The sequence below is a fragment of the Bradyrhizobium sp. Ghvi genome, assembly GCF_900115265.1.
Taxonomy (GTDB): domain Bacteria; phylum Pseudomonadota; class Alphaproteobacteria; order Rhizobiales; family Xanthobacteraceae; genus Bradyrhizobium.
In genome coordinates, this window is the sequence record NZ_FOVU01000005.1 from 185,916 (window position 1) to 211,910 (window position 25,995).

The 25,995-nt window shown below is 63.4% G+C and carries 21 protein-coding genes; 14 read left to right on the forward strand and 7 right to left on the reverse strand.

Going from position 1 to position 25,995, the window contains the following annotated elements; translation table 11 throughout:
- The first annotated feature begins 42 nt into the window (after positions 1 to 42).
- From BM374_RS20225 to BM374_RS20240, 4 genes are all read left to right on the forward strand, one after another.
- Positions 43 to 1,038, forward strand: a complete 996-nt coding sequence (locus BM374_RS20225) for a GNAT family N-acetyltransferase (protein ID WP_244552650.1) — start codon at positions 43 to 45, stop codon at positions 1,036 to 1,038.
- 11 nt (positions 1,039 to 1,049) lie between these two features.
- Entirely contained in the window at positions 1,050 to 2,234 is a 1,185-nt protein-coding gene (locus BM374_RS20230; RefSeq protein WP_092295404.1) for an alanine racemase, read from the forward strand.
- A 22-nt stretch (positions 2,235 to 2,256) separates the two neighbouring features.
- A complete protein-coding gene (locus BM374_RS20235; RefSeq protein ID WP_092295407.1) occupies positions 2,257 to 3,756 on the forward strand; it encodes an aldehyde dehydrogenase family protein in 1,500 nt (499 codons plus the stop codon).
- A gap of 186 nt (positions 3,757 to 3,942) precedes the next feature.
- Positions 3,943 to 5,265, forward strand: a complete 1,323-nt coding sequence (locus tag BM374_RS20240; protein WP_092295410.1) for an NAD(P)/FAD-dependent oxidoreductase — start codon at positions 3,943 to 3,945, stop codon at positions 5,263 to 5,265.
- Between the two features lie 245 nt (positions 5,266 to 5,510).
- Here the strand turns inward: BM374_RS20240 and BM374_RS20245 are convergent, their stop codons facing one another.
- Entirely contained in the window at positions 5,511 to 6,467 is a 957-nt protein-coding gene (locus BM374_RS20245) for a LysR family transcriptional regulator (RefSeq protein ID WP_092295413.1), read from the reverse strand.
- 211 nt (positions 6,468 to 6,678) lie between these two features.
- Here BM374_RS20245 and BM374_RS20250 point away from each other — a divergent pair, with 211 nt between their 5' ends.
- The 6 genes from BM374_RS20250 to BM374_RS20275 all read left to right on the forward strand — a co-directional run bounded on the left by BM374_RS20250 (position 6,679) and on the right by BM374_RS20275 (position 12,614).
- A complete protein-coding gene (locus BM374_RS20250; RefSeq protein WP_092295416.1) occupies positions 6,679 to 7,758 on the forward strand; it encodes an ABC transporter ATP-binding protein in 1,080 nt (359 codons plus the stop codon).
- Positions 7,759 to 7,788: 30 nt separating this feature from the next.
- Positions 7,789 to 8,502 (forward strand): HAD family hydrolase, encoded by a 714-nt coding sequence (locus BM374_RS20255; RefSeq protein WP_092295419.1) that lies wholly within the window; start codon positions 7,789 to 7,791, stop codon positions 8,500 to 8,502.
- Positions 8,503 to 8,517: 15 nt separating this feature from the next.
- Positions 8,518 to 9,825: an NAD(P)/FAD-dependent oxidoreductase gene (locus tag BM374_RS20260; RefSeq protein WP_502689453.1), complete on the forward strand. Its 1,308-nt coding sequence runs from the start codon at positions 8,518 to 8,520 to the stop codon at positions 9,823 to 9,825.
- Between the two features lie 22 nt (positions 9,826 to 9,847).
- The gene (locus tag BM374_RS20265) at positions 9,848 to 10,894 is read left to right on the forward strand and encodes an ABC transporter substrate-binding protein (RefSeq protein WP_177248425.1); all 1,047 of its coding nucleotides are present in this window, start codon (positions 9,848 to 9,850) and stop codon (positions 10,892 to 10,894) included.
- 110 nt (positions 10,895 to 11,004) lie between these two features.
- A complete protein-coding gene (locus BM374_RS20270; protein ID WP_177248474.1) occupies positions 11,005 to 11,817 on the forward strand; it encodes an ABC transporter permease in 813 nt (270 codons plus the stop codon).
- The gene (locus tag BM374_RS20275) at positions 11,814 to 12,614 is read left to right on the forward strand and encodes an ABC transporter permease (RefSeq protein ID WP_092295433.1); all 801 of its coding nucleotides are present in this window, start codon (positions 11,814 to 11,816) and stop codon (positions 12,612 to 12,614) included. Before BM374_RS20270 ends, BM374_RS20275 begins: the two co-directional genes overlap by 4 nt.
- A gap of 32 nt (positions 12,615 to 12,646) precedes the next feature.
- Here BM374_RS20275 and edd read toward each other — a convergent pair whose 3' ends face one another.
- The 4 genes from edd to BM374_RS20295 all read right to left on the reverse strand — a co-directional run bounded on the left by edd (position 12,647) and on the right by BM374_RS20295 (position 18,394).
- Positions 12,647 to 14,491, reverse strand: coding sequence for a phosphogluconate dehydratase (edd, locus tag BM374_RS20280; RefSeq protein WP_092295436.1), 1,845 nt, complete (start codon positions 14,489 to 14,491; stop codon positions 12,647 to 12,649).
- A gap of 49 nt (positions 14,492 to 14,540) precedes the next feature.
- Entirely contained in the window at positions 14,541 to 16,019 is a 1,479-nt protein-coding gene (gene zwf, locus BM374_RS20285; RefSeq protein WP_092295439.1) for a glucose-6-phosphate dehydrogenase, read from the reverse strand.
- Between the two features lie 58 nt (positions 16,020 to 16,077).
- Complete coding sequence (locus tag BM374_RS20290; protein WP_092295442.1) at positions 16,078 to 17,034, reverse strand: carbohydrate kinase family protein; 957 nt, start codon at positions 17,032 to 17,034, stop codon at positions 16,078 to 16,080.
- A gap of 118 nt (positions 17,035 to 17,152) precedes the next feature.
- The gene (locus tag BM374_RS20295) at positions 17,153 to 18,394 is read right to left on the reverse strand and encodes an ROK family transcriptional regulator (protein ID WP_092295445.1); all 1,242 of its coding nucleotides are present in this window, start codon (positions 18,392 to 18,394) and stop codon (positions 17,153 to 17,155) included.
- Between the two features lie 212 nt (positions 18,395 to 18,606).
- On the opposite strand from BM374_RS20295, the gene BM374_RS20300 reads away from it, so the two are divergent.
- From BM374_RS20300 to BM374_RS20315, 4 genes are all read left to right on the forward strand, one after another.
- Entirely contained in the window at positions 18,607 to 19,626 is a 1,020-nt protein-coding gene (locus tag BM374_RS20300; protein WP_092295448.1) for a sugar ABC transporter substrate-binding protein, read from the forward strand.
- Between the two features lie 122 nt (positions 19,627 to 19,748).
- Positions 19,749 to 20,831: an ABC transporter permease gene (locus BM374_RS20305; protein ID WP_092295451.1), complete on the forward strand. Its 1,083-nt coding sequence runs from the start codon at positions 19,749 to 19,751 to the stop codon at positions 20,829 to 20,831.
- Positions 20,828 to 21,625, forward strand: coding sequence for an ATP-binding cassette domain-containing protein (locus BM374_RS20310; protein WP_092295454.1), 798 nt, complete (start codon positions 20,828 to 20,830; stop codon positions 21,623 to 21,625). The genes BM374_RS20305 and BM374_RS20310 overlap by 4 nt, the downstream gene beginning before the upstream one ends.
- A 221-nt stretch (positions 21,626 to 21,846) precedes the next feature.
- Positions 21,847 to 24,006, forward strand: a complete 2,160-nt coding sequence (locus tag BM374_RS20315) for an exonuclease domain-containing protein (RefSeq protein WP_092296903.1) — start codon at positions 21,847 to 21,849, stop codon at positions 24,004 to 24,006.
- Positions 24,007 to 24,027: 21 nt separating this feature from the next.
- On the opposite strand, the gene dinB is transcribed toward BM374_RS20315, so the two are convergent.
- Positions 24,028 to 25,128 carry a DNA polymerase IV gene (dinB, locus tag BM374_RS20320; protein WP_092295457.1) on the reverse strand — a complete coding sequence of 367 codons (1,101 nt, stop codon included), beginning with the start codon at positions 25,126 to 25,128 and terminating at the stop codon, positions 24,028 to 24,030.
- Between the two features lie 37 nt (positions 25,129 to 25,165).
- Positions 25,166 to 25,960 carry an IclR family transcriptional regulator domain-containing protein gene (locus BM374_RS20325; protein ID WP_092295460.1) on the reverse strand — a complete coding sequence of 265 codons (795 nt, stop codon included), beginning with the start codon at positions 25,958 to 25,960 and terminating at the stop codon, positions 25,166 to 25,168.
- Between the last annotated feature and the right edge of the window lie 35 nt (positions 25,961 to 25,995).

Here is a 25,995-nt window from a genome sequence, read left to right on the forward strand (position 1 = left end):
CATCATCAACGAAATACTCTGCTGAACATCGCGCTTGCCTGATTGCGAAATGCTGCCGGACCGGAGGTACGCTGCAGACGATGCGAGGATCATCGTCCAAATGGTCCTCGTCTCGGAGCTGCCGGCGATCGGGCTGGCAATCCGAGCAAAAGGCGCCGACGCATCATGACAACCACAGCTTATCAGGCCCTGGGCCGCAACGATGAAGATGCGGTCCTCCTCCCTTTCGCCAGATCGCATCTGGAAGGCGCCCTGAAGCTCTCGCGGGAGATGTCCTGGCCCTATCGGCTCGAAGATTGGGATGTCGCGCTGCAGCTGGGAAAAGGCTTTGTTCTGGAGCGCGGCGGGACGGTGATCGGGACCGCGGCATGGTGGCCATATGGTGAGACCCATGCTTCCGCTGGTATGATCATCGTCGCGAAGACCGCTCAGGGCCGTGGCTATGGTGCCCGGCTCATGGATGCGTTGCTGACGTCCGCGCGTCCAAGAAGCATTGCGTTGAATTCGACCGCCGAAGGCCAGGCGCTTTACCAGCGGCGCGGCTTCGTCCCCGTCGGGGTGATCCATCAGCATCAGGGAATTCCCGGCGAACGACACAAGACGTCCCGGTCGGACCTCGTGAGGTCGATGACAGTAACCGATTTTGAGGCGATCATGCGTCTCGATCGCGATGCTACGGGCTTGGAGAGGCGACGAATGCTCGAAAAGCTGCTCCACAGCGGTGATGGGTATGTCCTGCAGCGCGACGGCATGGCACGCGGCTACGCTATCTGCCGGCTTTTCGGCCGCGGTCATGTCATCGGTCCTGTGGTCGCCGAAACTGCGACCGATGCACGGGCGCTGATCGAGGCTGCGCTCGCGCGGCTCGGCAAAGCTTTTGTCCGCATTGACACCTCCGCCACATCGCAAATCGGGGAGTGGCTGGAACGCATTGGCCTCGAGCAGGTCGGGGATGCCACCACCATGATCCTGGGCACGCCGGCACCATCGAGCGGGCCGGCGCGCGTCTTTGCGATTCCCAATCAGTCGTTCGGCTAGGAGATATCGACGTGCTACGCGAGGAGATAAGCGGAACGGACCACCAGAACGCCGACACGGCTGTCACGCTCGGCAGGCTGGCAACGCCGGCTCTCCTGCTCGATAAGTATCGGCTGGATCGCAATCTCGCTCGCCTGTCTTCGCGCATGGCGGAGCGGGGCATCGTGTTGCGTCCCCACATGAAGACCGCGAAATCGATCGATGTGGCTCGGCGCGTCTATCCGTCCGAACCGGGGCCTATCACCGTCTCCACGCTGGCGGAAGCCGAGTACTTCGCGCGGCACGGTTTTCGCGACATGACTTATGCGGTGGGTCTTGCACCTCACACCGCCGAAAGAGCGATGCGTCTGCGCAAAGCAGGCGTCGACCTCAAGGTGCTGCTCGATTCGCCGGAGCAGGCAAGAATGCTCGGCGCCGTCGGTCTTGCCGCTGGTGTGACCCCGACCGCGTTCATCGAGATCGACTGCGATGGTCACCGCGGCGGGCTGACAACGAGCGATCCAAAGCTCATTGCAGTCGCCGCCGCGCTGAGCGAGGCCGGCGTCAAGCTCGCCGGGATCCTCACCCATGCCGGTGAATCCTACAGCCTCTTCACGCCCGAGTCTCTCGTCGCTGCCGCGGAGAACGAGAGGGCGGTGGCGATCGCCGCGGCGGGAGCGTTGCGGGGGGCGGGGCACGAATGCCCCATCGTGAGCGTTGGCTCGACCCCGACGGCCCATTTCGCCGAAGACCTGACCGGCGTGACGGAAATGCGGGCCGGCGTCTACATGTTCTTCGACCTCGTCATGCACGGTGTTGGTGTGTGCACGACGGACGACATTGCAATCTCGGTGCTCACGACCGTGATCGGCACGAAGCCCGAGAAGGGCTGGATCTTGGTCGATGCGGGGTGGATGGCGCTGTCGCGCGACCGCGGCACCGCCGCGCAGCGGGTTGACCAGGGGTATGGTCTGGTCTGCGACGTGGCCGGCAAGGTCTATCCGGACCTGATCGTCTCCCAGGCGAGCCAGGAGCACGGCATCCTCGCCATCAGGCCCGGCTCGGCTCACGCTATGCCCAATCTTCCGATCGGTGCGAAGGTCAGGATTTTCCCCAATCACGCCTGTGCGACGGCGTCGCAACACGAGTTGTACAACGTCGTCTCCGCCGACAGCGATGCGATCGAAGCGCGATGGCCCCGGATGCACGGCTGGTAGGCCGCCGAAAGGATCGCTTCCCATGGCCTCGCCCCTTCGATACCTGACGGAAGCCGGCTTCCTCGGAAAATTCTACATCGACGGAGAATGGCGGAAGCCGATCGGATCAGTCGCGGCAGCAACGGCCGTCGTCAATCCGGCGACGGAGCAGCCGATCGCTGACGTCGCGCTTGGCGATGACCATGACGTTGATTGCGCCATCGCAGCCGCCAGACGAGCCTTTGCCGGCTGGTCCATGACACCGCCTGCCGAGCGTGCGGCGCTGCTCGATAGGATTCACGCCTTGGTCCTTGAGCGTCTGGAGTTGTTCGCGCAGGCGCTTACGTGTGAGATGGGAGCAGCGATTACCTACGCGCGCCGCGCTCAGGTGCCGTTGGCCGCCGAACATATCCGCGTTGCCCGCGACAATCTCGCGAATTATCCGTTCGTCACCCGGCGCGGCAGCACCGCGATCATGCGCGAGGCGATCGGGGTCTGCGGTCTCATCACCCCATGGAACTGGCCCCTCTACCAGATCACCGCCAAGGTCGGTCCGGCGCTCGCAGCCGGCTGCACGATGGTGTTGAAGCCGAGCGAATTGTCACCGCTGAGTGCCTTGCTGTTTGCCGAGGTGATGGACGATGCCGGTTGCCCGCCCGGCGTGTTCAATCTCGTCAATGGGACAGGTCCGATCGTTGGCGCCGCTCTGGCGTCCCATCCGCAGGTGGACATGATCTCGATCACCGGCTCGACGCGCGCCGGCGTTCTCGTCGCGCAAGCGGCAGCGCCCACGATCAAGCGCGTCGCCCAAGAGCTCGGCGGCAAGTCGCCGAACCTCATCTTGCCGGACGCCGATCTCAGCCGTGCTGTTCCGCTCGGTGTCGGCGCCGCCTTCCGCAATCTGGGCCAATCCTGTAGCGCACCGACGCGCATGCTCGTGTCGCGCTCACAGCTCGCGGAGGTCGAGGGATTGGCGGCGGCCGCCGCATCGGAATTGGTGGTCGGCGATCCCCTGGCGGAAAACACGACCCATGGCCCGATCGCCAACCGGCCGCAGTTCGAGCGCGTGCAGACCATGATCGGCGTCGGCCTGGAAGAAGGCGCAAAGCTCGTCATTGGCGGGCCTGGACGGGCCGAGAACCTTCAGATTGGCTTCTATGCGCGACCGACCATCTTCTCGAACGTCCATCGCGATATGAGCATCGCGCAGGAGGAAATCTTCGGGCCGGTGCTGTCGATCATCGCGTACGACACCGTGGACGAAGCGATCGAGATCGCCAACGACACCCTCTATGGGCTGGGCGCCCATGTGCAGGGCACTGATATGGAGACGGTACGGGCAGTCGCCGCGCGAATCCAGTCGGGTCAAGTCCATCTTAATTATCCTGACTGGGACCCCAATGCTCCCTTCGGCGGATACAAGCGCTCCGGCAACGGTCGCGAGTACGGCGTTGAGGGCATGGAAGAGTATCTGGAGACGAAGGCAGTTATTGGATTCTCCCCGATAGCTCGATATCGGGTCCGAAAAAGCATCGCGCTTTAAATGAAACTCTTGCCTTGCAACGATACTCGGTCAGGCTTGAGCAGTTTCGTTCAATCAAGCGGCCAAAATACCGAATATCTTGCGACGTCCTGGATGATTTCAGCACATTCTATCGAGCGCGCGATGCGATGAAAGGCTGATCGGAACGTTGCTTCCGTATCCTCGGCAGCAGAGGTTCGTTGAAACATGTCCCCCCACGTCGAGCGCATTCACAGCGATGAGCGTCTTCCGGTCGAGGCGGACGTCGTCGTCGTCGGCGGCGGCATCCTCGGCTCTACGGCCGCCTATTACCTGGCGAAGCGCGGCCTCTCTGTGGCGCTGCTCGAGAAGGGCCACGTCGCCTGTGAACAATCGAGCCGAAACTGGGGTTGGTGCCGTCAGCAGAACCGCGATCGGCGCGAACTGCCGCTCTCGGTGCTCTCCATGCGGCTGTGGGACGAGCTCACGCGCGATATCAATCGAGACCTCGGATTTCGACGCTGCGGTCTCGTGTATGCGACCCACGACGAGGCCGTGCTCGCCGGTTGGGAAAAGTGGCGCAAGGTCGCCAGGGAGTACGGCGTCGACACCCGCGTGCTGAGCCGGGCGGAGGTGGCCGAGCGCGTCCCCGAAGCGCGAGCGAAATGGGTTGGCGGGACTTATTCGGAGCGGGACGGCAAGGCCGAACCTGCTCTGGCCGCGCCGGCTATCGCCGATGCGGCCAGAGTGCTGGGCGCCACAATCCATCAGGGATGCGCGGCGCGGGCGCTCGACCTGGCCAATGGCAAGATTGCGGGCGTGCACACGGAGAAGGGCTACATCAGAACCAGCGCAGTGCTGTGCGCCGCCGGCGCTTGGTCCTCGCGCTTCCTTCGGCCGCTCGGGATCAGTTTCCCCCAAGCTAGCATCCGGCAGACTGCACTGCGTTCCACGCCGACAATCAACATAGGAGAGGCGGTCTCCACACCCTACTGCACGATCACGCGCCGACTGGACGGCAGCTATACGCTTGCGATCAGCGGCAAGGCGAACCTCGAAATCACGCCCCAGGCTATCCGGTATAGCCGGGAGTTCATGCCGCAGTTCTTGCGTCGCCTGAAGAACGTCAGGCTCGGCGTCGACCGGTCGTTCGTTTCGGGGCCTGATTCAATTTCAGCGCTTCTGACCAACGATGATCGAATCTTCGAACAGAATCGCGTGCTGGATCCTCCGCCATTGAAATGGCTGATGAGCCAAGTGATGGAGAGTGTCCGGAAGACCTTCCCCCAACTCGGCGAGATTAAGATCGACAGCGCCTGGGGCGGCTTCGTCGATTGCACGCCGGACGCAGTGCCTGTGGTATCGCGGGTGGACGCGGTGGAGGGCCTCGTCCTGGCGGCGGGCTGCTCCGGTCATGGCTTCGGTCTGGGCCCGGGGCTCGGCTATCTGGCCGCAGAGCTTGTCGTCAACGATACGCCTTGCGTCGACCCCACACCGTTCCGGCTGTCGCGTCTGGTCGACGGCTCCAAGCTGGACATCGCCGCCATCTGAAGATCGAGCCGGAAGTCGGGCCTGATGCGCACCAAGTGAACCAATGTGTCAGCAGACGACTGGGCGAGGACCCCCAGTGCTTCCGCGCTGTCATGTCCGCCGGCGCATCAGCGCAAAGCGGCAGGAGGATCGAGCTCGACAGGTTCTATGAGGAAACCTTAAGCTGCTCACGCGCTGGGAATTTGATCCCGATTTGAACGGGCTCGCAGGCGATTTTTGGTGCGCTTCGCGATCAACGATCAATTCTAGGACGCAGCGCTTAATCCGTAGCAAGCGGACATTAATCCAAGTTGCGGATACAGCCGGTCGATCGCGGCTACCTCTTGTCGCATCTGTGCGACGATCCAATCTCGAATTTCGGCGGCGATGGGCCGCATAGGCCGGTGACGGGGCGGCAGGAACTCGCAGAGGCGGCGCGTCGTGGCTAGTGTATCGGAGGCCGGCACCAGTGCGCCTGTCAGAAGCCAATGCGAGGTCACAGTCAGCCAGCCAAGAGCAATTCCCTGACCAAGCAGCGCGGCCTGCACCACCACGGCATAATCGGTGAAGCTCAGCCCCTTGGCTGCGCCGCGGCGTCCGGTCAGCAGCGATGCGTAATCGGCGGACCAGTCGCCCGGCGTCTCGGCGAGGCGAATGATGGTGTTGCCCTCGGCGGGATCGGTCTCGCCGAGATAGGCAGGGCTGCACATCGGCAGCATGACCTCCTTCATCACCAGCGTGCCGCCGGAGGATGGCTCGTCACGATCGCGGAAGCGCATGCCGAGATCGACATTCTCTACCGGTCCCCGTAATGCGCCGGAGATGAGTTGGAAGCGCAAATCGACCTGCGGAAACTGCTTCTGCAGCTTGTCGATGCGCGGCATCAGCCAATGTGTAGTGAAGGCGGAGGAGACCGACAGCGTCACCGTCTCAGTGCCCTTGCGGCGCCGCTCGATCTCGACGAGGCCGGTCTCGATGCTGCGGAAGCCTTCGAGCACGCGGCGATACAAGAGCTCGCCTTCCTCGGTGAGCACGGCGCGGCCCGCTTTGCGGTCGAACAGCCGTACGCCGAGATGCTCCTCCAATTGTCCGAGCATGCGGCTCACCGCGGGCTGCGTCACGTTCAATTCGGCGGCCGCGGCCGTGAAGCTGCCATTGCGCGCCGCTGCGTCGAAGACGAACAGGGCGTTGCTGGAGGGCAGCATGCGGCGCAGCTCGGGCATAACGTCATGTTATGAGGCGCGTGAGAATTTGGCAATTGCCTGATTTTGCCAAGTCTGGTGTCATCGACACGACAGCCTAAAGATAGGAATTTCCGGAGAAGTTTGGTTGCGGTGCACGCTGCAACCACCAGTGCTCCGAAATCCTGTCTATAAAGCAGGCTTATGGCGTGCAGTGAGGCACAGCATTGCTAGGGATTGACGGGGTCGATCGTTGGACAAACGAGCGGAAAGCGTCGAGATCAGGTCGGCCAGCAAGGCCTACGGTGCCGTTCGCGCCCTCGACAACGTGTCCCTCAATGTCGGCGCCGGCGAATTCGTCTCGCTGCTCGGCCCCTCCGGCTCTGGCAAGACCACGCTGCTCGGTATTTTGGGCGGCTTCATCCTCCCGACCTCTGGCACCATCCTGTTCGGCGCCCGAGACGTCACGTACATGCCGCCGCACAAGCGCGAAATCGGCGTGGTCTTCCAGAACTACGCGCTGTTCCCGCATATGAGCGTCGGCGAGAACGTCGCCTTCCCCTTACGTGCACGGCGTCTGCCGAAGGCGATCTGGCCCGACAAGGTGCGCGCGGCGTTGTCGATGGTGGGCCTCTCCGGCTACGAGGCACGCGGCATCGCGCAACTCTCTGGCGGCCAACGTCAGCGCGTGGCGCTGGCGCGCGCCATGATCTTCGAGCCGCGGCTGATCCTGATGGACGAGCCGCTGTCTGCCCTCGACAAGCAGTTGCGCGAGACAATGCAGATCGAGCTGCGGGCGCTGCACCGGCGCATCGGCGCCACCATCATCTATGTCACTCATGATCAGCGCGAGGCGCTGACCATGAGCGACCGCGTCGCCGTGATGAAGGACGGGAGGCTGATCCAGATCGACGAGCCGGCGCGCCTGCACGATTATCCCGCCGACTCTTTCGTCGCCAGCTTCATCGGTGAGGCAACGATGCTGCCGGTACGCCGCGTCGATGCCACAAGCGTCGCGCTCGGCAACGCACTGTTGCGCAGTGCCCGCGCCGTTCCCAACGGCGACGCCCTGATGCTCGCCGTACACAGCGGAAAGCTGCTGATAGACGACGGCGCGCAGGATGCCGCCTGCAACCGGTTGACCGGGACCGTCACCGATATCGTCTATCAGGGCGAAAGCCTGCGCATCTTCCTGGCGCTCGAAGGCGGCATCGCGCTCAGCCTGCGCCAGCCCAGCTATCACCAGGCCTATGGCCGCATTCCGCCCCTCGGCGGCAGCCTCACCGTCACCCTCCACCCCGAAGACACCATCGTCGTGCCCCGGGTGGACTGAAGCCTTGTTGCAACCTGAGAGAAGAAGCCCATGTCGACCCAAGCTGCGTTCAGCAATTTCAAGGTTCTCACCTTCGACGTCGTCGGCACCTTGATCGACTTCGAGACCGGCGTGCTCGAAGCCGTGCGCAAAATCGGAGGCAAGAAGGCGGCCGATCTCAGTGACGAGCAGATATTCGAACCCTACAAGCGTGGCCGCGACAAGCACTACGAGCGCTCCAGCGAGGCGATGTTCCACGTCTATCGTCATCTCGCCACCGAGCTCGGCCTGCCGGCTGACGATGCGTCCTGCGACGTGTTCCAGCTTTCGGTGCTGCGCTGGGGTCCGTTCGCGGATTCGGTCGAGGCGCTGAAACGTCTGCGGACGAAATTCCGCCTGGTGGCGATGACCAATGCCGACCGCGTCGCGCTGTCCTGCTACGCGCATGCGCTGGGCAATCCCTTCGACGACACGGTCTGCGCCGACGACACCGGCGTCGCCAAGCCGAACCCGGAATTCTTCGCCTATAACAAGGGACGCCAGTCGGCTTTCGGCTACAAACAGTCCGACATTCTGCACGTGGCGCAGAGCCAGTATCACGACATCGCGATTGCGCGGAAGCTCGGCTACAAAGTGTGCTGGATCGAGCGTCGCCAGGGCATTCCCGGTTTCGGCGGCACGCCGGCGGTTGAGACGCTGACCAAGCCCGACTTCCACTTCCCGACGCTGAAGGCGCTCGCCGACGCCGCCATCGGACCGGCGTAAGGAATGAGCACGGGCATGACACGGGACTGGCGCGCATTGCCACCGGCCAACTCGCTGTGGGAAGCCACAGCGGAGCCGGCGCGCGCCTTTCCGGTGATGTCTGGCGAGCAACAGGCGGACGTGGTGATCATCGGCGCAGGCTATACGGGCCTCTCCGCCGCGCACCACATCGCCAAGAGCGGGCTTAGCCCCGTCGTGCTCGAGGCTAACAGGCCCGGCTGGGGCGCCAGCGGCCGCAATGGCGGTGTGATCACCGCAAAGTTTCGCCTGTCGTTCCGCGAGATCGACGCCGTGCACGGTCGCGCAGTGGCCAAGCGCATGTACGAGATCGCACATGAATCGACCGACATGGTCGAGGAGCTGGTCTCGGAATACGGCATCGCCAGCGCCAACCTGACCCGCACTGGCCAGGTCAAGGCCGCGCACAACGAGACCACGTTGAAGGCTGCCATCGACGAAGCCAACTGGATGGCGCGCGAGATGGGTTCGGCCGAGACCCGTATCCTCGACAAGCACGGCGTGCGCGACGAGACCGGCTCCGACATTTTCGTGGGCGGCGTGCTCAATCCCGGCTCGGGCGGCATCCATCCGCTGAATTACCTGCGCGGTCTCGCGGATGGCGTGGCGCGCCGCGGCGTTCCCATCTTCCAGGAATCGCCGGTCATGAGACTCAGGCGCGCTGGCGACGGCGTCGTCGCGGAGACGCCGCAAGGCGCGGTACGCGCCAAACAGGTGATCATCGCCACCAACAGCTATTCCGATTTGACCGGTGCGACCGCGCAGATGCAGCGCACGCTGATTCCGTTCCGCAGCGCTCTCATTGCGACCGAAAAGCTGCCACGCAATCTCGCGGGAAAATTGATGCCGACCGGCCGCACCTACACCGAGACCAAGCGCATGATGCGCTGGTTCCGTATGGTCAACAATCGCGTGATCTTTGGTGGCCGCGGCGCCTTCGGCAAGCAGGATTCGCAAGCGGCGTTCGACGCGCTACGCAAGGCAATGGTCGGTATCTTTCCGGATCTCGCCGAAGTCCCGCTGGAATACAAATGGTCGGGCCTCGTCGCCATGACCTTGGACTCGGTACCGCATATCGGCCGGATCGACGATCGCACGCTCGTCTCGCTGGGGTACAACGGCGCTGGCGTCGCGATGTCGAGCCTGATGGGCCGCTATCTCGCCGCCTTCGTGCGCGGCGAGAGGCCGGATGTCGGGCTGCTCGACGTCAGCCGCATGAAACCCATTCCGTTCTATCCGCTGCGCGAGCCCGCCGTGCGCATGGTCGCCGGCTGGTACCAGTTTCTCGATGCGATCGGCCGGTGAGATTACTTTGGAGGAGGCGAGGATGACGACGAAGCAGACTATTGGATTGGGATGCGCGCTGCTGGGCGCAATCGGATTGACCGGTGCGGCAAACGCGGCCGAGCAGATCACCTTCGTCTCGCAGGGCGGCGCCTATCAAGAGGCGCAGACGGTGGCGATCCTTGATCCCTCCGCGAAGAAGCTCGGCATCACCATCAACCAGGATTCGATTCCCGATGCGTGGCCCGCGATCAAGACCCAGGTCGGCAGCGGCAAGCCGATCTGGGACGTCGTCGACACGCCCACCGGCTATTGCATGCGCGGCGGTGAGCAGGGTCTGATCGAGAAGCTGGACTTCTCGAAAATCCCGAATGCGGCGGCGATGCCGGAGGCTTATCGCAGCCCCTATTCGGTCTCCTACGAATTCTATTCCAGCGTGCTGGCCTTCAGCCAGAAGACCTTCCCGAAGGGCGCGCCGAACAGCTGGGCCGATTTCTGGGACGTGAAGAAATTCCCCGGCCGCCGCGCGCTGCGTAACCATCCGATCGCGACTCTCGAGGCCGCGCTGATGGCCGACGGCGTCGCGCCCGACAAGCTCTACCCGCTCGATGTCGATCGCGCTTTTAAGAAGCTCGAGGAGATCAAGCCGAGCATTACAGTTTGGTGGACGTCCGGCGCGCAGTCGGCGCAGCTCCTCAACGACGGCGAGGTCGACATGGAGATGGCCTGGAACGGCCGCGTCAGCGCGGTCGCCAAGGAAGGCGCCAAGGTCGCCTTCACCTACAACCAGGGCATTCTGCAGAGCACCTCACTCTGCATCCTCAAGGGCGCGCCGAACCTCGACACAGCGGTGAAATTCCTCAACGAGGCGGTCGATCCCGTACACCAGGCCAATCTGCCGCTCAATATCGACTACGGCCCGGGTAATCCGAAGGCGTTCGAGACCGGTATCATCAAGCCCGAGCGCGCGGCACAATTGCCGAGCGAGCCGGCGAATGCGTCGAAGCAAGCGCTGATGTCCTACGCCTGGTGGTCCTCGCCCGCGGGCGAAGCCGCCGAAAAGCGCTGGGCAGCGTTCATGCAGAAGTGAGCCAGCCGGTTCGGCGGCGGCCGAACCGGACCACTCAAACAGCCGAGGCAGCGTTGACGAGATCAGTGCCAGATCCCTCCCAAAAGCATCAGCGCCGCGAACACGGCCTGATGCTCGCGCTGGTGTCGCCGGCGCTGCTGGTGATCCTGGCTCTGATCGTGCTGCCGGTCGGCTGGCTGGCCTGGCAGTCGATCTACCATGACGGCTTCACGCTGGAGAATTATCGCCGGGTGTTCACCGAGGACATCTACTGGCGCAGCTTCGCACTGACCTTCGAGATCAGCCTTGGGGTGACGGTGATCGCGCTGCTGCTCGGCTATCCCGTCGCGTACCTCGCCAATTCGGTGCCGAAGGGCTGGAGCATCCTGATCCTCTCGCTGGTGGTGCTGCCGTTCTGGACGTCGGTGCTGGTGCGCGCCTACGCCTGGTTGGCGCTGCTCCAGCGCACCGGTGTGATCAATCAATTCCTGCGCTATCTCGATGTGATCTCCGAGCCGCTGGCCATGGTGCACAACACCTTCGGCACTGTCGTCGCGACAGTACACATCCTGCTGCCGTTCATGGTGCTGCCGCTCTATGCCACCATGCAGAAGATCCCTGGCGATCTCATGCAGGCTGGCGCCAGCCTGGGTGCGAGCCCGTCGCTTACCTTCTTTCGCGTGTTCCTGCCGCTGTCGCTGCCCGGGGTGCTCGCAGGCTGCACCATGGTGTTCGTGCTCTGCCTCGGCTTCTACATCACGCCCGAGCTGTTAGGTGGCGGCCGCACCGTGATGGTGTCGATGCTGGTCAGCCGCAATGTCGAGCTCTATAACCAGTTCGGCGCTGCGAGCGCGGTCGCGGTGGTGCTGCTCGTCGGCGTGCTCGCGATCTTCGCCGTCGTCAGCCGCTTCATCTCGCTCGATCGCGTGTTGGGGCAGAAATGACACGGATCTCACCCGCTCGAATCGCCCTCTATGTGATCAGCGCGCTGGTGCTGGTCTATCTGATCCTGCCGGTGCTGATCATCGCGCCGATCTCGTTCTCCAGCGCACGTTTCCTGACGTTCCCGCCGCCATCGTTCTCGATGCGCTGGTATCAGCAGTATTTTTCGAATCCGGCCTGGATGCAGGCGACACGGGTGACGCTGACGGTCGCGTTCCTGACCGTGGTGGTCGCGACCCCGTTCGGGGTGGCCGCTGCCTATGCCATCAGCCAATCAAAACTGCGCATCATGCGGATCATCCACATGGTGCTGCTGCTGCCGCTGGTGGTGCCCATCATCATCACCGCGGTCGGCATCTTCTTCGTCTTCGCCAAGATCGGGCTGGTCGCGACTCTGCCTGGCCTCGTGCTGGCGAATGTGATGCTGGGTTTGCCCTACGTCGTCATATCTGCGCTGGCGGGTCTGCAAAGCTTCGATCCCGCGCAGGAGATGGTGGCGCGCAGCCTGGGCATGAACCGCCTGCGCAGCTTCTTCGCTGTGACGCTGCCGCAGATCAAGTCGAGCGTGGTTGCGGGAGGCATCTTCGCCTTCATCTCCGCGATGGACGAGACCATCGTCGCCCTATTCATTTCCGGCGGCCAGTATCAGCCGCTGACAAAGCGCATGTTCACCGCGCTGCGCGACGAGATCGATCCCACGATCGCAGCAATCTCGACGCTGATGACGGCGGCTTCCTTCGTGCTGGTGCTGCTCGCAACGGGAAGACGCCGCAGGAATGCTAATGTATCGCGAATATGAGAGAGCCGGTCGCTGGGCGCGTCAGGGCTGATTCATGGCGAAATGCCTGAAGCTACAAAAACGCTTGCGCCGCAATCTGCGGAGCTGACCCGCTCGCGGAAGACGCCAAAGAGTTCGCGGCCGATCCCGACATGCGCCGCGCAGAGATCGGCTTGCGCGCAGGTTCGTGCGGCCCATTCGCTCGGGGGGACGAGCACGTCAAGCCGACCGGTTTCGGCGTCGAGTCGAATGACGTCGCCATCGCGAATCCGCGCAATCGCGCCGCCATCCGCCGCTTCAGGAGTGACATGAATGGCTGCGGGAACCTTGCCTGAGGCGCCCGAAAGCCGCCCATCTGTGACGAGCGCGACTCTCGATCCGCGGTCCTGAAGCACGCCAAGGAGCGGCATCAGCTTGTGAAGCTCCGGCATTCCGTTTGCCTTCGGGCCCTGGAATCGGACCACCGCGACCACATCGCCCGAGAGCTCACCTGCGGCGAAGGTCCGCTGCAGATCGTCCTGAGAATGGAATACGCGAGCCGGCGCTTCGATGACGTGGCGCTGCGGTGCGACCGCAGATGTCTTGACGACCGCGCGTCCGAGATTGCCGGTCAGAAGCTGAAGGCCGCCGGTGGTTTGGAACGGGTCAGCGGTTTTGCGAAGCACGGCAGAATCGCCTGATTCGGCCGGTCCGTCGCGCCAATTCAGCCTGCCCTCGGCATCGAGCAGCGGCTCCTGCAGGTACGCATCGAGACCGTCGCCACAGACGGTCAGGACGTTGCGGTGCAAGAGCCCGGCAGCAAGCAATTCCCGGATCAGGAAGCTCATTCCGCCGGCGGCATGAAAATGGTTCACGTCTGCGGAGCCGTTCGGATAAACGCGCGCGATCAGCGGCGTCACCTGCGCGAGGTCGGCGAAATCGTCCCAGGTCAGCGTGAGGCCAGCCGCCGCAGCCATGGCGACCAGGTGCAGCGTCAGATTGGTCGAACCGCCGGTGGCATGCAGGCCGATGATGCCGTTGACGAAGGCGCGCTCGTCGAGCACCCGACCAACCGGGATGTATTGATTGCCGAGCGAGGTGATGTCCAAGGCGCGCTCGGTCGCTGCACAGGTGAGCGCATCGCGCAAAGGCGTGTTCGGATTCACGAAGGATGCGCCCGGCAGCTGCAGGCCCATGATCTCCATCAGCATCTGGTTGGTATTGGCGGTCCCGTAAAAGGTACAGGTCCCCGCGCCGTGATAGGCTTGCGCCTCGGCTTCCAGCAAAGCGTCGCGACCGACCTTTCCCTCCGCGAAAGCCTGCCGGATTTTCGCCTTTGCGTCGTTGGCCAGACCCGAGGTCATCGGGCCGGATGGAATGAAGACCGCGGGCAAGTGCCCGAACGACAACGCGCCGATCACGAGACCCGGCACGATCTTGTCGCAAATGCCGAGAAACACCGCGGCGTCGAACGTTTGATGTGACAGCGCGACCGCGGTGGACAAGGCGATGACCTCCCGCGAGAACAGCGACAGCTCCATTCCCGCTTCGCCCTGGGTGATGCCGTCGCACATTGCGGGAACGCCGCCTGCGACCTGGGCAACACCACCGGCTGCGCGCGCGCTCCGTCGGATGAGCTCAGGGAAACGCTCGTAGGGCTGATGCGCCGAGAGCATATCGTTGTAGGCCGTGACAATTCCCAGACTGGGAACGTGGCCGTCCTGCATCAGAGTCTTGTCGTGTGCGCCGCAAGCCGCGAAGGCGTGGGCCTGGTTGGCGCATCCCAGCCGTCGCCGCACCGGCGTGACGGCCGTCTCCGCAATGCGGTCCAGGTAGCGTGTCCGGCGCTCGTGGCTCCGCCGAGCGATGCGGTCCGTCACTTCGGCGACCCGCGCATTGACCCTTGCATCGATCGTCATACCAGACTCCTGTTTGCGGGTTGAGCATCGGTCGTGCGCTGCTCCGCGGTCACGGACCGTCCTCCATCCATGTTCGGCCGTCGCGCTCGATAAGCGCGACGGCGGCGGAGGGGCCCCAGCTGCCGGCAACATAGGGGCGCGGGAGGTCATTGATTTGGCTCCACGCCTGACGGATCGGATCGATCCAGCGCCATGCCGCTTCCACCTCGTCCCGTCGCATGAACAAGGTCGCATCTCCGCGGACGACATCCATCAACAGCCGCTCGTATGCGTCAGGCACGGAGACGTCGAATGCTTCGGCAAAGCTCATGTCGAGAGGAACATATTGCAACCGCATGCCGCCCGGGCCGGGCTCCTTGATCATCAGCCAGAGCTTGATTCCCTCGTCGGGCTGCAGACGGATCACCAGCCGTGTCTGCAGCGCTTTTCCCGAATTCGAATTGAAGATCGAATGCGGGACTTTCCTGAAGGTCACGACGATCTCGGAGCTGCGCTGTTGCAGTCGCTTTCCGGTGCGCAGGTAGAAGGGAACGCCGGTCCAGCGCCAATTCGCAACCGCCGCCTTGAGCGCGACGAAAGTCTCGGTCGAGCTTTGGCGATCGTCGATCTCTTCCGCATAACCGGGGACGGCGATGCCGTTGCAAGCGCCGGGGCGATATTGACCCGGGACGGTCAGGGATACGGCGTTCGTTTCGTCGATCCGCTCGAGCGATTTCAGGATCTTGAGCTTTTCATCGCGTACGGCGTCGGCTTCGAGCGAGTGTGGCGGCTCCATCGCCACAAGGCAGAGCAGCTGCAAGAGATGGTTCTGAACCATGTCGCGCAGCGCGCCTGACTTGTCGTAGTAGGTGCCGCGTTCCTCCACGCCGATGGACTCGGCGACCGTAATCTGCACATGGTCGATGTGGGCGGCATTCCACAGCGGTTCGAACAGCGCATTGGCGAACCGCAGCGCCATCAAATTCTGCACCGTTTCCTTGCCGAGATAGTGATCGATCCGGTAGACGCGTTCCTCCGGAAAAATCATCCCGATGGTTTGATTGAGCCGGATTGCTGATTCGAGATCCTTGCCGATTGGCTTCTCGATGACGATGCGGGAATCGCCTTTTGAAAGACCGTAGCGGCCCAGCCTTTCGCAGATCGGCCCGAATAGATGCGGTGCCGTCGCCAGATAGTGGACCTGGATGCGGTCCGCACAGGCCGATAGAGCGGTGGCGAGTTCGGTCCAGCCGCTCTCGCCTTCCGCATCGGCAGCCATGTAGGATATGCGGGCCAGGAAGCGGTCGAGTTCGGGGCCCGTCGTTTCCGATGCCGGCACGTGTTTCACGATCGCCGCACGCACCATCGCGAGGAAGTCATCCCGCGACATTGCACCGCGCGCGACGCCGAGAATGGCGGCTTCATCCGGCAGCTGGCCGGCAAAATCGCGGCGGAAAAGTGCGGGCAACAGCTTGCGACGCGCGAGATCACCGGTCACGCCGAAAACGGTCAGGACGAAGGGAGCCACCGGGATTACGCGGCTTGTCATACTTGCCGCCTTTTCGATTCGAGCCCCTCCGACGTGCCGTGTTCCGTCCGTCACTCTGTCAAGCATGGCATGGCTCCGTACTCACATCGATGTCGGCTGCGGTCGGCAGGTCGGCTCCTTCGCGGGATACCGTGATGGCCGCAGCAGCCGTTGCGTAAGCCAGTAACTCGCGGATTGCCGGCGGATCGAGCGCTGCGATCGCCTCGGGACGGAGACGGCCGGTTTTCGCTAGCCGGGCAAGCAGCGCGGCGTGGAATGTGTCGCCGGCGCCCACGGTGTCGCGCACGACCGCGCAACGACCGGGCACCGAGACGCTGCCCGTGGTCGAGAAGGCGGTTGCTCCCTTTGCTCCCTCGGTCACGACGACCAGGTGCGCGCCGCACGCGAGCCAGTAGGCGGCTGCGTCTGCAATCGAGGCACGACCACCCCACGCAAGGCGGATATCCTCGTCGCTCGCCTTGATCATCGTTGCGGTCCGGTAGAAGCGTTCCGCGGCGACGGCCCAGCTCTTCATATCGCCGGCGACCGTCGGCCGCACGTTCGGGTCGACGCTGATGACGCGGCGTCCATGCTCGCGCTCGGCGAGCGCGGCAAAGGTGGTGCCGACCGGCTCGACAGCCATGGAATAGGAGCCAAAGGTCAGAGCCTGAATATCGTCCGGCAGCTCGCGGGGCAGGTCGGCAAGCCGAAGCGAGCGATCTGCCGCGCCTTCGCCGTGGAAAGTGTAGTTCGGCTGGCCGTCATCGGTCGTTGCCACGATCGAAATCGGGGACGGCCGATCGGTGCGCACGATGAAACGACCATCCACGCCTTCGCGAGCGAGCCTGTCCACGAGGAATGCGCCGAAGTGATCGCGCGAGATGCCGCTCAGGAAGGCCGTTTGAACATCCAGCCGAGCGAGGCCAACAGCAACATTGAAGGGAGAGCCGCCGGCAACGGCGTGGGTCGACATATCGGACCCGCCGCGCGCCCTCACAAATAGATCGATCAGGGCTTCGCCACAGACAAGAATCACGATTCCTCACCCTGGTTCATCACAATAAGCCTCGAAGCGGTTCGGCACCTGCGGGAAGACGGATCCGCGCCAGGCACGCTCTTGCGTTCGGAGCGGAGAGCCGTGTCGTCGATCATGCTCAATCCTTGAAGAGCACGTCGTGGTCGCGAGCGAACGCCGCGAGCAATGGCAGGGCCGCGCCGCCGATTGCCCGAGCATCACGGCCGATCGAGCCTTCCACCACCACAGCGTCGGTGAGACCCTGCCGGTCCATGTGGGCCCAACATTCGTTCGTGCGCTCGACGAGGCGACGGCGCACTTCGATCGGAAAGGCCCCGTCGATGACGACGGCTTCAAAGTCGATCACGGCGAGCAAGGCGGTGATTGCCTGCGCCAGCGCCTCGGCCGCATCCGAAACCCACGCTTCCAGTGGTTCCTCGAAGCTCGACCAATCGTTGGGCGACAGCCAGATATCCGTGCCGGGTCGACCGGCGGCGATCAGACGGCGCTCCAGCTGATAGATGGAAGCGGTGCGGATCAGCTGCTGAAGGCTCGTCTCACCGTTTTCCTCACGTCGCATGATCGGGATCGAGCCGAGTGCGCCGGCATTGCCGCTGCGGCCGGGGAAGAGGCTGCCATTCAGAACGATGCCGCCGCCGATGAAGGCGCCGATATAGAAATAGGCGAAATCCCGATACGCGGCGCCGGCACCGAAGGTGAGTTCGGCTGCGCATGCTGACGTCGCGTCGTTGCAGACGCGCACCGGCCAAGGGGCGAAACGGCGCGACAGTTCAGCGGCAACATTGAATTCACGCCATTTCCCGAGCGCGCCAGGTGGTGTCTGCAGATCAGCTTCCCAGTTCCATAGCTCGAATGGCATTGCGACGCCGATGCCGCTGATCCGGCCATGCCGGGCTTCTGGTAATTCGGCGAGAAGACCAGGCATCTCGCGTTCGACAAATGCCATGATCTCTTCGGGTGCCGGGAAGGAATAGATCATGCGTCGTCTGGCCCGGATGCCGGCGGCGAAGTCCATCAACACTAGATCGGAACTGCGACGGCCGATCATGAGGCCCAGTCCAAAAGCGCCGTCCGGGTTGAGCGAGTAGGGGACAGAGGGTTGGCCGATGCGGCCTCGCTGCGGTTCGCCCGCAAGGAGCAGCCCATCGGCTTCCAGCCGATTGATGATCACGGTCGTGGTTTGAGTCGAAAGGCCGGTGAGGCGGGCAATCTCGACCTTGGCAAGACTACGGTGGCGCCGAATGAGGGACAGGACCAGGCGCTCGTTATACAGCCTCACGCCCGTCTGGGTGGTGCCTCGGCTGTCGCCCGCCAAGGCCACCGGGAGGTTGGCTCCCGCAACCGCTGCTGTTTCGTCCATCCTCGGCTCCGCAAACTCGGGTCTGCTGTCGCGACAGGTTATCGGTCTGTTCCCCGGCAGCCGATCACTACAATGGACGCGTTGAGCTCCTGGTGTCAATTAATAAGTCGGGATGATTTATTTATTGACAAGGCCGTTGGGCCCTCTCTAGGATGTCCCACACGCGGTCGAAACCGCACGGGCCAACAAGAACGTCCAATCGGAGGGAATAAATGCGTCAATCACTCGGACTCATCGCGGCGTTCGCGCTGGCTTTGGGCAGCACCAGCAGTTTCGCTGCCGACAAGCCCATCGTGGGTCTCATCACCAAGACCAACACCAATCCGTTCTTCGTGAAGATGAAGGCCGGCGCCGACGAGGCGGCGAAGGCGAACGACATCGAGCTGCGCTCGTTTGCCGGAAAGGTCGACGGCGACAACGAGGGCCAGGTGGCGGCCATCGAGAATCTGATCGCCGCTGGTGCCAAGGGCATCCTGATCACGCCGAACGACTCCCGTGCCATTGTTCCGGCTGTCGAGAAGGCGCGGGCGGCTGGCATTTTGGTCATTGCGCTCGACACCCCACTCGATCCGCCGAACGCGGCGGATGCGACGTTTGCGACCGACAATTTCCTGGCGGGTCAGATGATCGGCCAATGGGCTGCCAAGATGCTGGGTGCCAAGGCGGCGTCGGCGAAGATTGCGCTCCTCGACCTCAACGTGAACCAGATCTCGGTCGATGTTGCTCGCGATCAGGGCTTTCTGAAAGGTTTTGGAATTGATCTCGGCAACCCCGCCAAGATCGGCGATGAGAAGGATGCGCGCATCGTCGGTCATGATGTCACGCTCGGCAGCGAGGAGGGCGGCCGCAAGGCGATGGAGAACTTGCTGCAGAAGGATCCCGGTATTTCGCTCGTCTACACCATCAACGAGCCGGCAGCGGCGGGAGCCTATGAGGCCTTGCGCTCGGTCGGCCGCGACAAGGACGTGCTGATCGTTTCCGTCGACGGTGGTTGCCCCGGCGTGCGCAATGTGAAGGACGGCGTCATCGGTGCCACATCCATGCAGTTCCCGCTGCTTATGGCGGCGAAAGGCGTCGAGGCGGTGAAGGCCTTCGCGACCGAGGGCAGCAAGCCGAAGGCGTCACCGGGCCTGGACTTCGTCAACACCGGCGTCGAACTCGTGACCGACAAGCCGGCTGCGGACCTGCCGTCGATTGACAGCGCCGCCGCCTTGAAAAAGTGCTGGGGCTGATCGCGCCCTCCACTTGGAGCCTCTGAAGGACTGGCGCCCGCAATCCGGGCTCCAGATAAAGGTCGAGGGCGCTCGCCCGAAATTGAATCGGGCAGTGCTCCGCATGCAACGAGGAAACGGCCATGACCGATATCGGCACTAGCCGCCCGGCTGCCCAGGCCTTCGAGCTCGTGCTCGACAAGGGCGAGAGCCGCGTGGTGGAATTTGAAGTCCGTGCAAGATCGCCGCTGCAGAAGCTTCAGCACTTTCTGCACGCCAATCCGACGGCGGTGCCGGCGATTGTGCTCCTGCTCGGCGTTGCGGCGTTCGGCTTCACCGTCGGCCCGCGCTTTCTCTCGATGTTCAACCTGTCGCTGATTATCCAGCAGGTCACCATCATCGGCGTGATTGGGGCGGCACAGACGTTGATCGTGATCACCGCCGGCATCGATTTGTCGGTCGGAGCCATCATGGTGCTGTGCTCCGTCATCATGGGCAAGCTCGCGGTGACCATGGGACTGCCGGCACCAATCGCGCTCCTTGTCGGCGTCGGCGCGGGTGCCGGCTGCGGCGTGCTCAACGGTACGCTCGTGACCCGGCTCAAGCTGCCGCCTTTCATCGTCACGCTCGGGACGTGGTCGATCTTTTTCGCGCTCAATCTTTGGTATTCGGCGTCCGAGACCCTTCGTTCGCAGGAGGTCGCGAAGATTGCCCCGCTGCTGCAGGCACTGGGAACTCCGGTGAACGTTCTCGGCGCGCGCTTCACCTACGGCTCGTTCTTCATGCTCGGTCTGGTGGCATTGATCTGGTTCGTGCTGAATCGCACGGCCTTCGGGCGCCATCTCTATGCGGTGGGCGACGATCCTGATGCGGCGCGTCTTGCCGGCATCCGGACCGACCGCATCCTCTTCAGCGTGTATGTGATCGCCGGCGTGATTTGCGCGCTTGGTGCGTGGGCGCTGATCGGGCGCATTGGCTCGATCAGCCCGCAGGCCGGCCAGACGGCCAATCTGGATAGCATCACAGCGGTGGTCGTCGGCGGCGCCAGCCTGTTCGGCGGGCGTGGTTCGATCATCGGCACGCTGATCGGCGCTCTGATCGTCGGCGTCTTTCGCAACGGGCTCGCATTGTCCGATGTCGATGTGCTCTGGCAGGAATTCGCCGTCGGCTGGCTGATCATCATCGCCGTGGCGCTTGATCAATGGATTCGCAAGGTGTCAGCATGAACGCAGGACCGAACGTTCCCGGGACAGTACCGCTCCTTCAGGCACGCGGCCTCAACAAGCGCTATGGCCGCGTGACGGCGCTCGATCACGCAGACTTCGATCTCTACCAAGGCGAAATCCTGGCCGTGATCGGAGACAATGGTGCCGGCAAGTCATCGCTGATCCGCGCGCTCTCGGGCGCGCTCGTTCCAGACGCCGGCGAGATCAAGCTCGCCGGCAAGCCGGTGGCGTTCCGTTCGCCGCTCGACGCTCAGGCGGCCGGCATCGAGACTGTCTACCAGACGCTGGCTTTATCGCCGAGCCTGTCGATCGCCGACAACATGTTTCTCGGCCGCGAATTGCGCCGTCCCGGTGCGCTCGGCACGTTCTGCCGCATGCTCGATCGCAAGGCGATGCAGCGCATCGCCCGCGAGAAGCTCACCGAGCTCGGTCTCATGACCGTGCAGAGCATCAACCAGCGTGTCGAGACGCTGTCGGGCGGTCAGCGCCAGGGCGTGGCGGTGGCAAGAGCCGCGGCCTTCGGCTCGCGCGTCGTCATCATGGACGAGCCGACTGCGGCGCTCGGCGTCAAGGAATCGCGTCGCGTGCTGGACTTGATCCTCGATGTGCGGGCGCGAGGCGTTTCGGTGGTCCTGATCAGCCACAACATGCCGCACGTATTCGAGATAGCCGATCGCATCCATATCCATCGCCTCGGCAGGCGGCTCACGGTGATCGATCCCAAGGCCTACACGATGTCGGATGCGGTTGCCTTCATGACCGGCGCAAGGGCACCGATAGACGTCGCAGCGTGACGGGACTCGAAGACGCCGTCTTCCCTGGCTGCGAAGCTATTGAAATTGCTAGTAGACGGAGCTTTGTCCGCATCTTTCCAAATGCGCCTTGACACTGCCGGGCGAAAAGAACAGAAGTCGAACATGCACGCCCACGAATCAAGGGTGGCCGGCGCCTCCGCCGTCCGCGCAAGTTTGACCAAAGCTGGATTTCAGTGCGCCGCGCCGAGGGCGAAGCGTCGATGAGCCTGCCGGTCCTGCCGCTCTACTACTATCACGACCACTTCACGGAGATGTTGAGCTTCGTTGGCGAGACGTACGGTCCGGTGTTGGCTGAAAGGCACCACGCCTTCGTCGCTCGCTTCTCGTCGCTGTCGAAAGACGCCCAGTGCCTGTTCATCCGGATGGTCAATCGGAACGGCACCGTGTTCAATCCCACGACGTTCAAATACACGGAGATCGCGGATCCCGTCGGCGCGCTGGGGGAGCTTGCTGCCGCCGGTCATGTTCGAGGCCTGGTCGAACAGGATTACGCTGCCTTCGTGGCGTGCCTCGCCAAGCCGGTGCTGTTCGAAGGCGCGAAGGCTGCCGGCATGAGCGAGGTCAGGGCATCGTGGCCGAAGGGCAAACTGGCGGAGTATTGTCTCGCTCATTTGTCGTTTGGCACGGCATTCCGGCACTGTGGTGGCGAGGCGTTCGTCGCGCTCGGCGACACCGAGCCGCTGGAGTTTCTGCTCTACCTCTACTTTGGCAAGACAGAGCACAACCTCAAGAACTTCGCGCTGCGCGACCTCGGCATCCTGCGCACCAACGACCAGGCGGATTTCAGCGCCCGGTTTGCCGACGCGGATGAAGCGAGGGCCTGCTTCCACTACGCCCGCCTGCTGCGCCACCTCGAGACCAAATCGGACGAGGTCTACCGCAATTCCGTTGCTGGCATTCTCGGCGGCCCCGTCTGTCCGACGGACTACGCCGGCGATCTGAGGAGCCGCGCGGCGCACAAGGCGGGTCTGCATTTTGAAAAGAAGGGCGAGGCCGGGCTCGCCGTCCAGCTCTATCGCGCCGGCGCCTCCGCCGAATGCCGCGAGCGCCTCGCGCGCCTGCTTTATGCGGAAGGCGACAGGGATGCCGCCGAGGACCTGCTGCGCCGTATGATCGACGATCCCGCAAGCGACGACGAATTCGTCTTTGCAAGCGATTTCTATGCCCGCAAGTTCGATGGGCGCCGGACCGGGCTATGCACCGAGCTGCTGCGCGCAGGGCGGACACTCAGGGTCGACGATATCTGGCGCGGCTATCCGGAAGCAGGGATCGCAGGCGTCCTGCGCCGGCAGGGCCTTGAGGTCTTCCACGCGGAAAACACGCTCTGGCATTGCCTGTTCGGATTGCTGTTCTGGGACGAGCTGTTCGAATCCGGGCAGCTGCACAGCGGCTTCGATTGGATGCCGCATTGCCTGAAGGACAGAACTTTTGCGCTGATGTTCTCTCCCCAGATCGAGACGAAGCTGGAGGCCGTTGCGTCGAACGCCGCGCTGCCCCAGATCCTGCGCATCGTCGCCGGGAAATGGGGAAAGCCGAACGGCGTGTTCGCCTGGGACCATGTCGATATGGATGCCCTCCGGGCCCTGCTTGCAGGCGCGAATGCGACCGGCCTCGCCACGATGCTTCGCCTGATGTGCGAAGACTATCGCGCCATGCGCGATGGCTTTCCCGATCTCATGCTCGTCGCCAATGGCGCCGTCTCGTTCATGGAAGTGAAGGCCGAGGGCGACGTCATCAGGCGCAACCAGCTGACGCGGCTTCGCCAGCTCGGTAATTCAGGCATTCACGCGGAGATCGGCCGTGCCGACTTCCGTTTCGATCCGCACCAGGATTTTGTCGTGGTGGACATCGAGACCACCGGCGGCTGGACCGGGGGCGATCGCATCACCGAGATCGGCGCCGTCAAGATCCGCAATCATGAGGTCGTGGCGGAGTGGCATTCGCTGCTCAATCCGCAGCGGTCGATCCCGGCCAAGATCGTCGCGTTGACCGGCATCACCAACGACATGGTGCGGTGCGCGCCTCTGTTCGCGGAAATCGCTGACAGCTTCATGCAGTTCATGGACGACGGCGTTTTCGTCGCCCACAATGTCAACTTCGATTATGGCTTCATTTCCGCCGAATACGAACGCCTCGAACGGCGCTTCCGCTTTCCAAAATTCTGCACCTGTGCGGGCATGCGTCGGCACTACCCCGGCCACAAATCTTACGGACTCGGCAAGCTCACCCGTGCCTACAATATCGAGCTGAAAGACCACCATCGCGCGCTCTGCGACGCCCGCGCGGCCGCGCATCTTCTCAATCTGATCAATGCAAAGCGCGACGAGGGACGAGACGGGTCTGAAGACATTGCTGCTTGATCGAACTGCGCGCAGCGCCCGTCAAATTCCCAGCGTCAATTGTGGCTCCGCATCGTCTCCGGCCTGGAGGGAAGACAGCGCGACGCCGAGCAGCCTGACGGCCTTGGGTAACGGCATCTCGACTTCGAGCAAGCCGCAGGCGAGGCGCTCCAGTTCGTCTCGGCCCGCGACCGGCGCGAGCAGGGAGCGGCTGCGCGTGATGATCTCGAAGTCGGCGAACTTGATCTTCAAGGTGACGGTGCGGCCCCGGCTGCCCGTGGTCTCGCAATGGCGCCAGACCTTGTCGACGAGAGGCCTGAGCCTGGCTACGAGCGCGTCGAATTCGGCGAGATCGCTCGAGAACGTGGTCTCTGCGCCGATGGACTTGCGGATCCGGTTGGCCCGCACCGGCCGGTCGTCGACGCCGCGCGAGATCCAGTAGTAATAGGCGCCCGACTTGCCGAAGTTGGCGTTCATGAATTCGAGCGTCTGGTTACGGATGTCGAGACCGGTGAACAGGCCGAGCGCGTTCATCTTCGCACTGGTCGCCGGTCCGATGCCGTGGAACTTGCCGACGGGCAGCGTCTCCACGAAGGCGGGTCCCATCTCCGGGGAGATCACGAACTGCCCGTTGGGCTTGCGGTGATCGGAGGCGAGCTTGGCCAGGAATTTGTTGTAGGAAATGCCCGCCGATGCATTGAGGCCGGTCTCGGCCTTGATCTTCTCGCGGATCAGCCGCGCAATGTCGCGGGCGAGCTCGATGCCCTGCAGGTTTTCGGTTACGTCGAGATAGGCCTCGTCGAGGGACAACGGCTCGATGATGTCCGTGTGCTCGGCAAAGATCTCACGGATCTGACGGCTGATCGCCTTGTAGACCTCGAAGCGCGGCTTGACGAAGATCAGGTCCGGACATTGCCGCTTCGCGGTGACCGACGGCATGGCGGAGCGAACACCGAATTTGCGCGCTTCATAGCTCGCCGCCGCGACCACGCCGCGCTCGGCCGAGCCGCCGACCGCGACGGGCTTGCCGCGCAGCTCCGGATTGTCGCGCTGTTCCACGGATGCGTAGAAGGCATCCATATCGATATGGATGATCTTGCGAACGCGTGTCGCCTCGCCTTCCACGGTGTCCGAGTCGCCCATGCGCGGATGATACAATCGGGCCGCGGAAATCGCGAGGTCACATGCGAACGCGAAGGACGCTGTTGGCCTTGTCCGCGGCGCGTTGCAGGACCGGGAGGAAACGACGCTGGAGATCGTCGATCGAGGCCCGGCTGGTCGGCGCCACCACTTTCATCGCGGCAACGATTTGCCCGTTCCGGCCCAACAGCGGGACGGCGATCGAGCGCACGCCCTCTTCGAATTCCTGGTCGCCCAAGGCCCAGCCGCGTTGACGCGCAAGCGCGATCGCCTTCTTCAACCGCGTCGGGTCCGTGATGGTGTTGGGACTTCGCTTCGCCAGCTTCGCCTTGCCAAGCAGTTCATCGAGCGCCGCGGCGTCGAGGGCTCCCAGCACGACATGCCCCAGAGAGGAGGCGTGCGCCGGGATGCGCGATCCGATGCTGAGGGTGGCATTGACCACCCGCCGGGCCTGGACACGCGCCACATAGATGACGTCAGGCCAATCCAGCACGCCGACGGTGCAAGATTCGTTCAGCTCCTTCACGACCTCCTCGACGAAGGGCTCCAGCGTCTCCCACATGCTTTGCGAGGACAGATAGGCAAAGCCGAGATCCAGCACCTTCGGGCGGAGGGTGTATGATTTCCCGTCGAAGCTGGCATAGCCGAGATCGGTCAGGGTAAGGAGGAAGCGCTGGACGGTGCCGCGGCTCAAGCCGGTTTGCCGCGCCGCCTCGCTGACCGTCAGCGAGGGATGATCACGATCAAAGGCCCGGATCACCTCGAGGCCGCGCTGCAGACCCTGGATGAAATAGCCCGGCTGTTTGTTCTGGCCCGTGCGCTTGACCGTCTTCATGCCCCGATGTCCTTCGTCCAATAATCGGACAAATT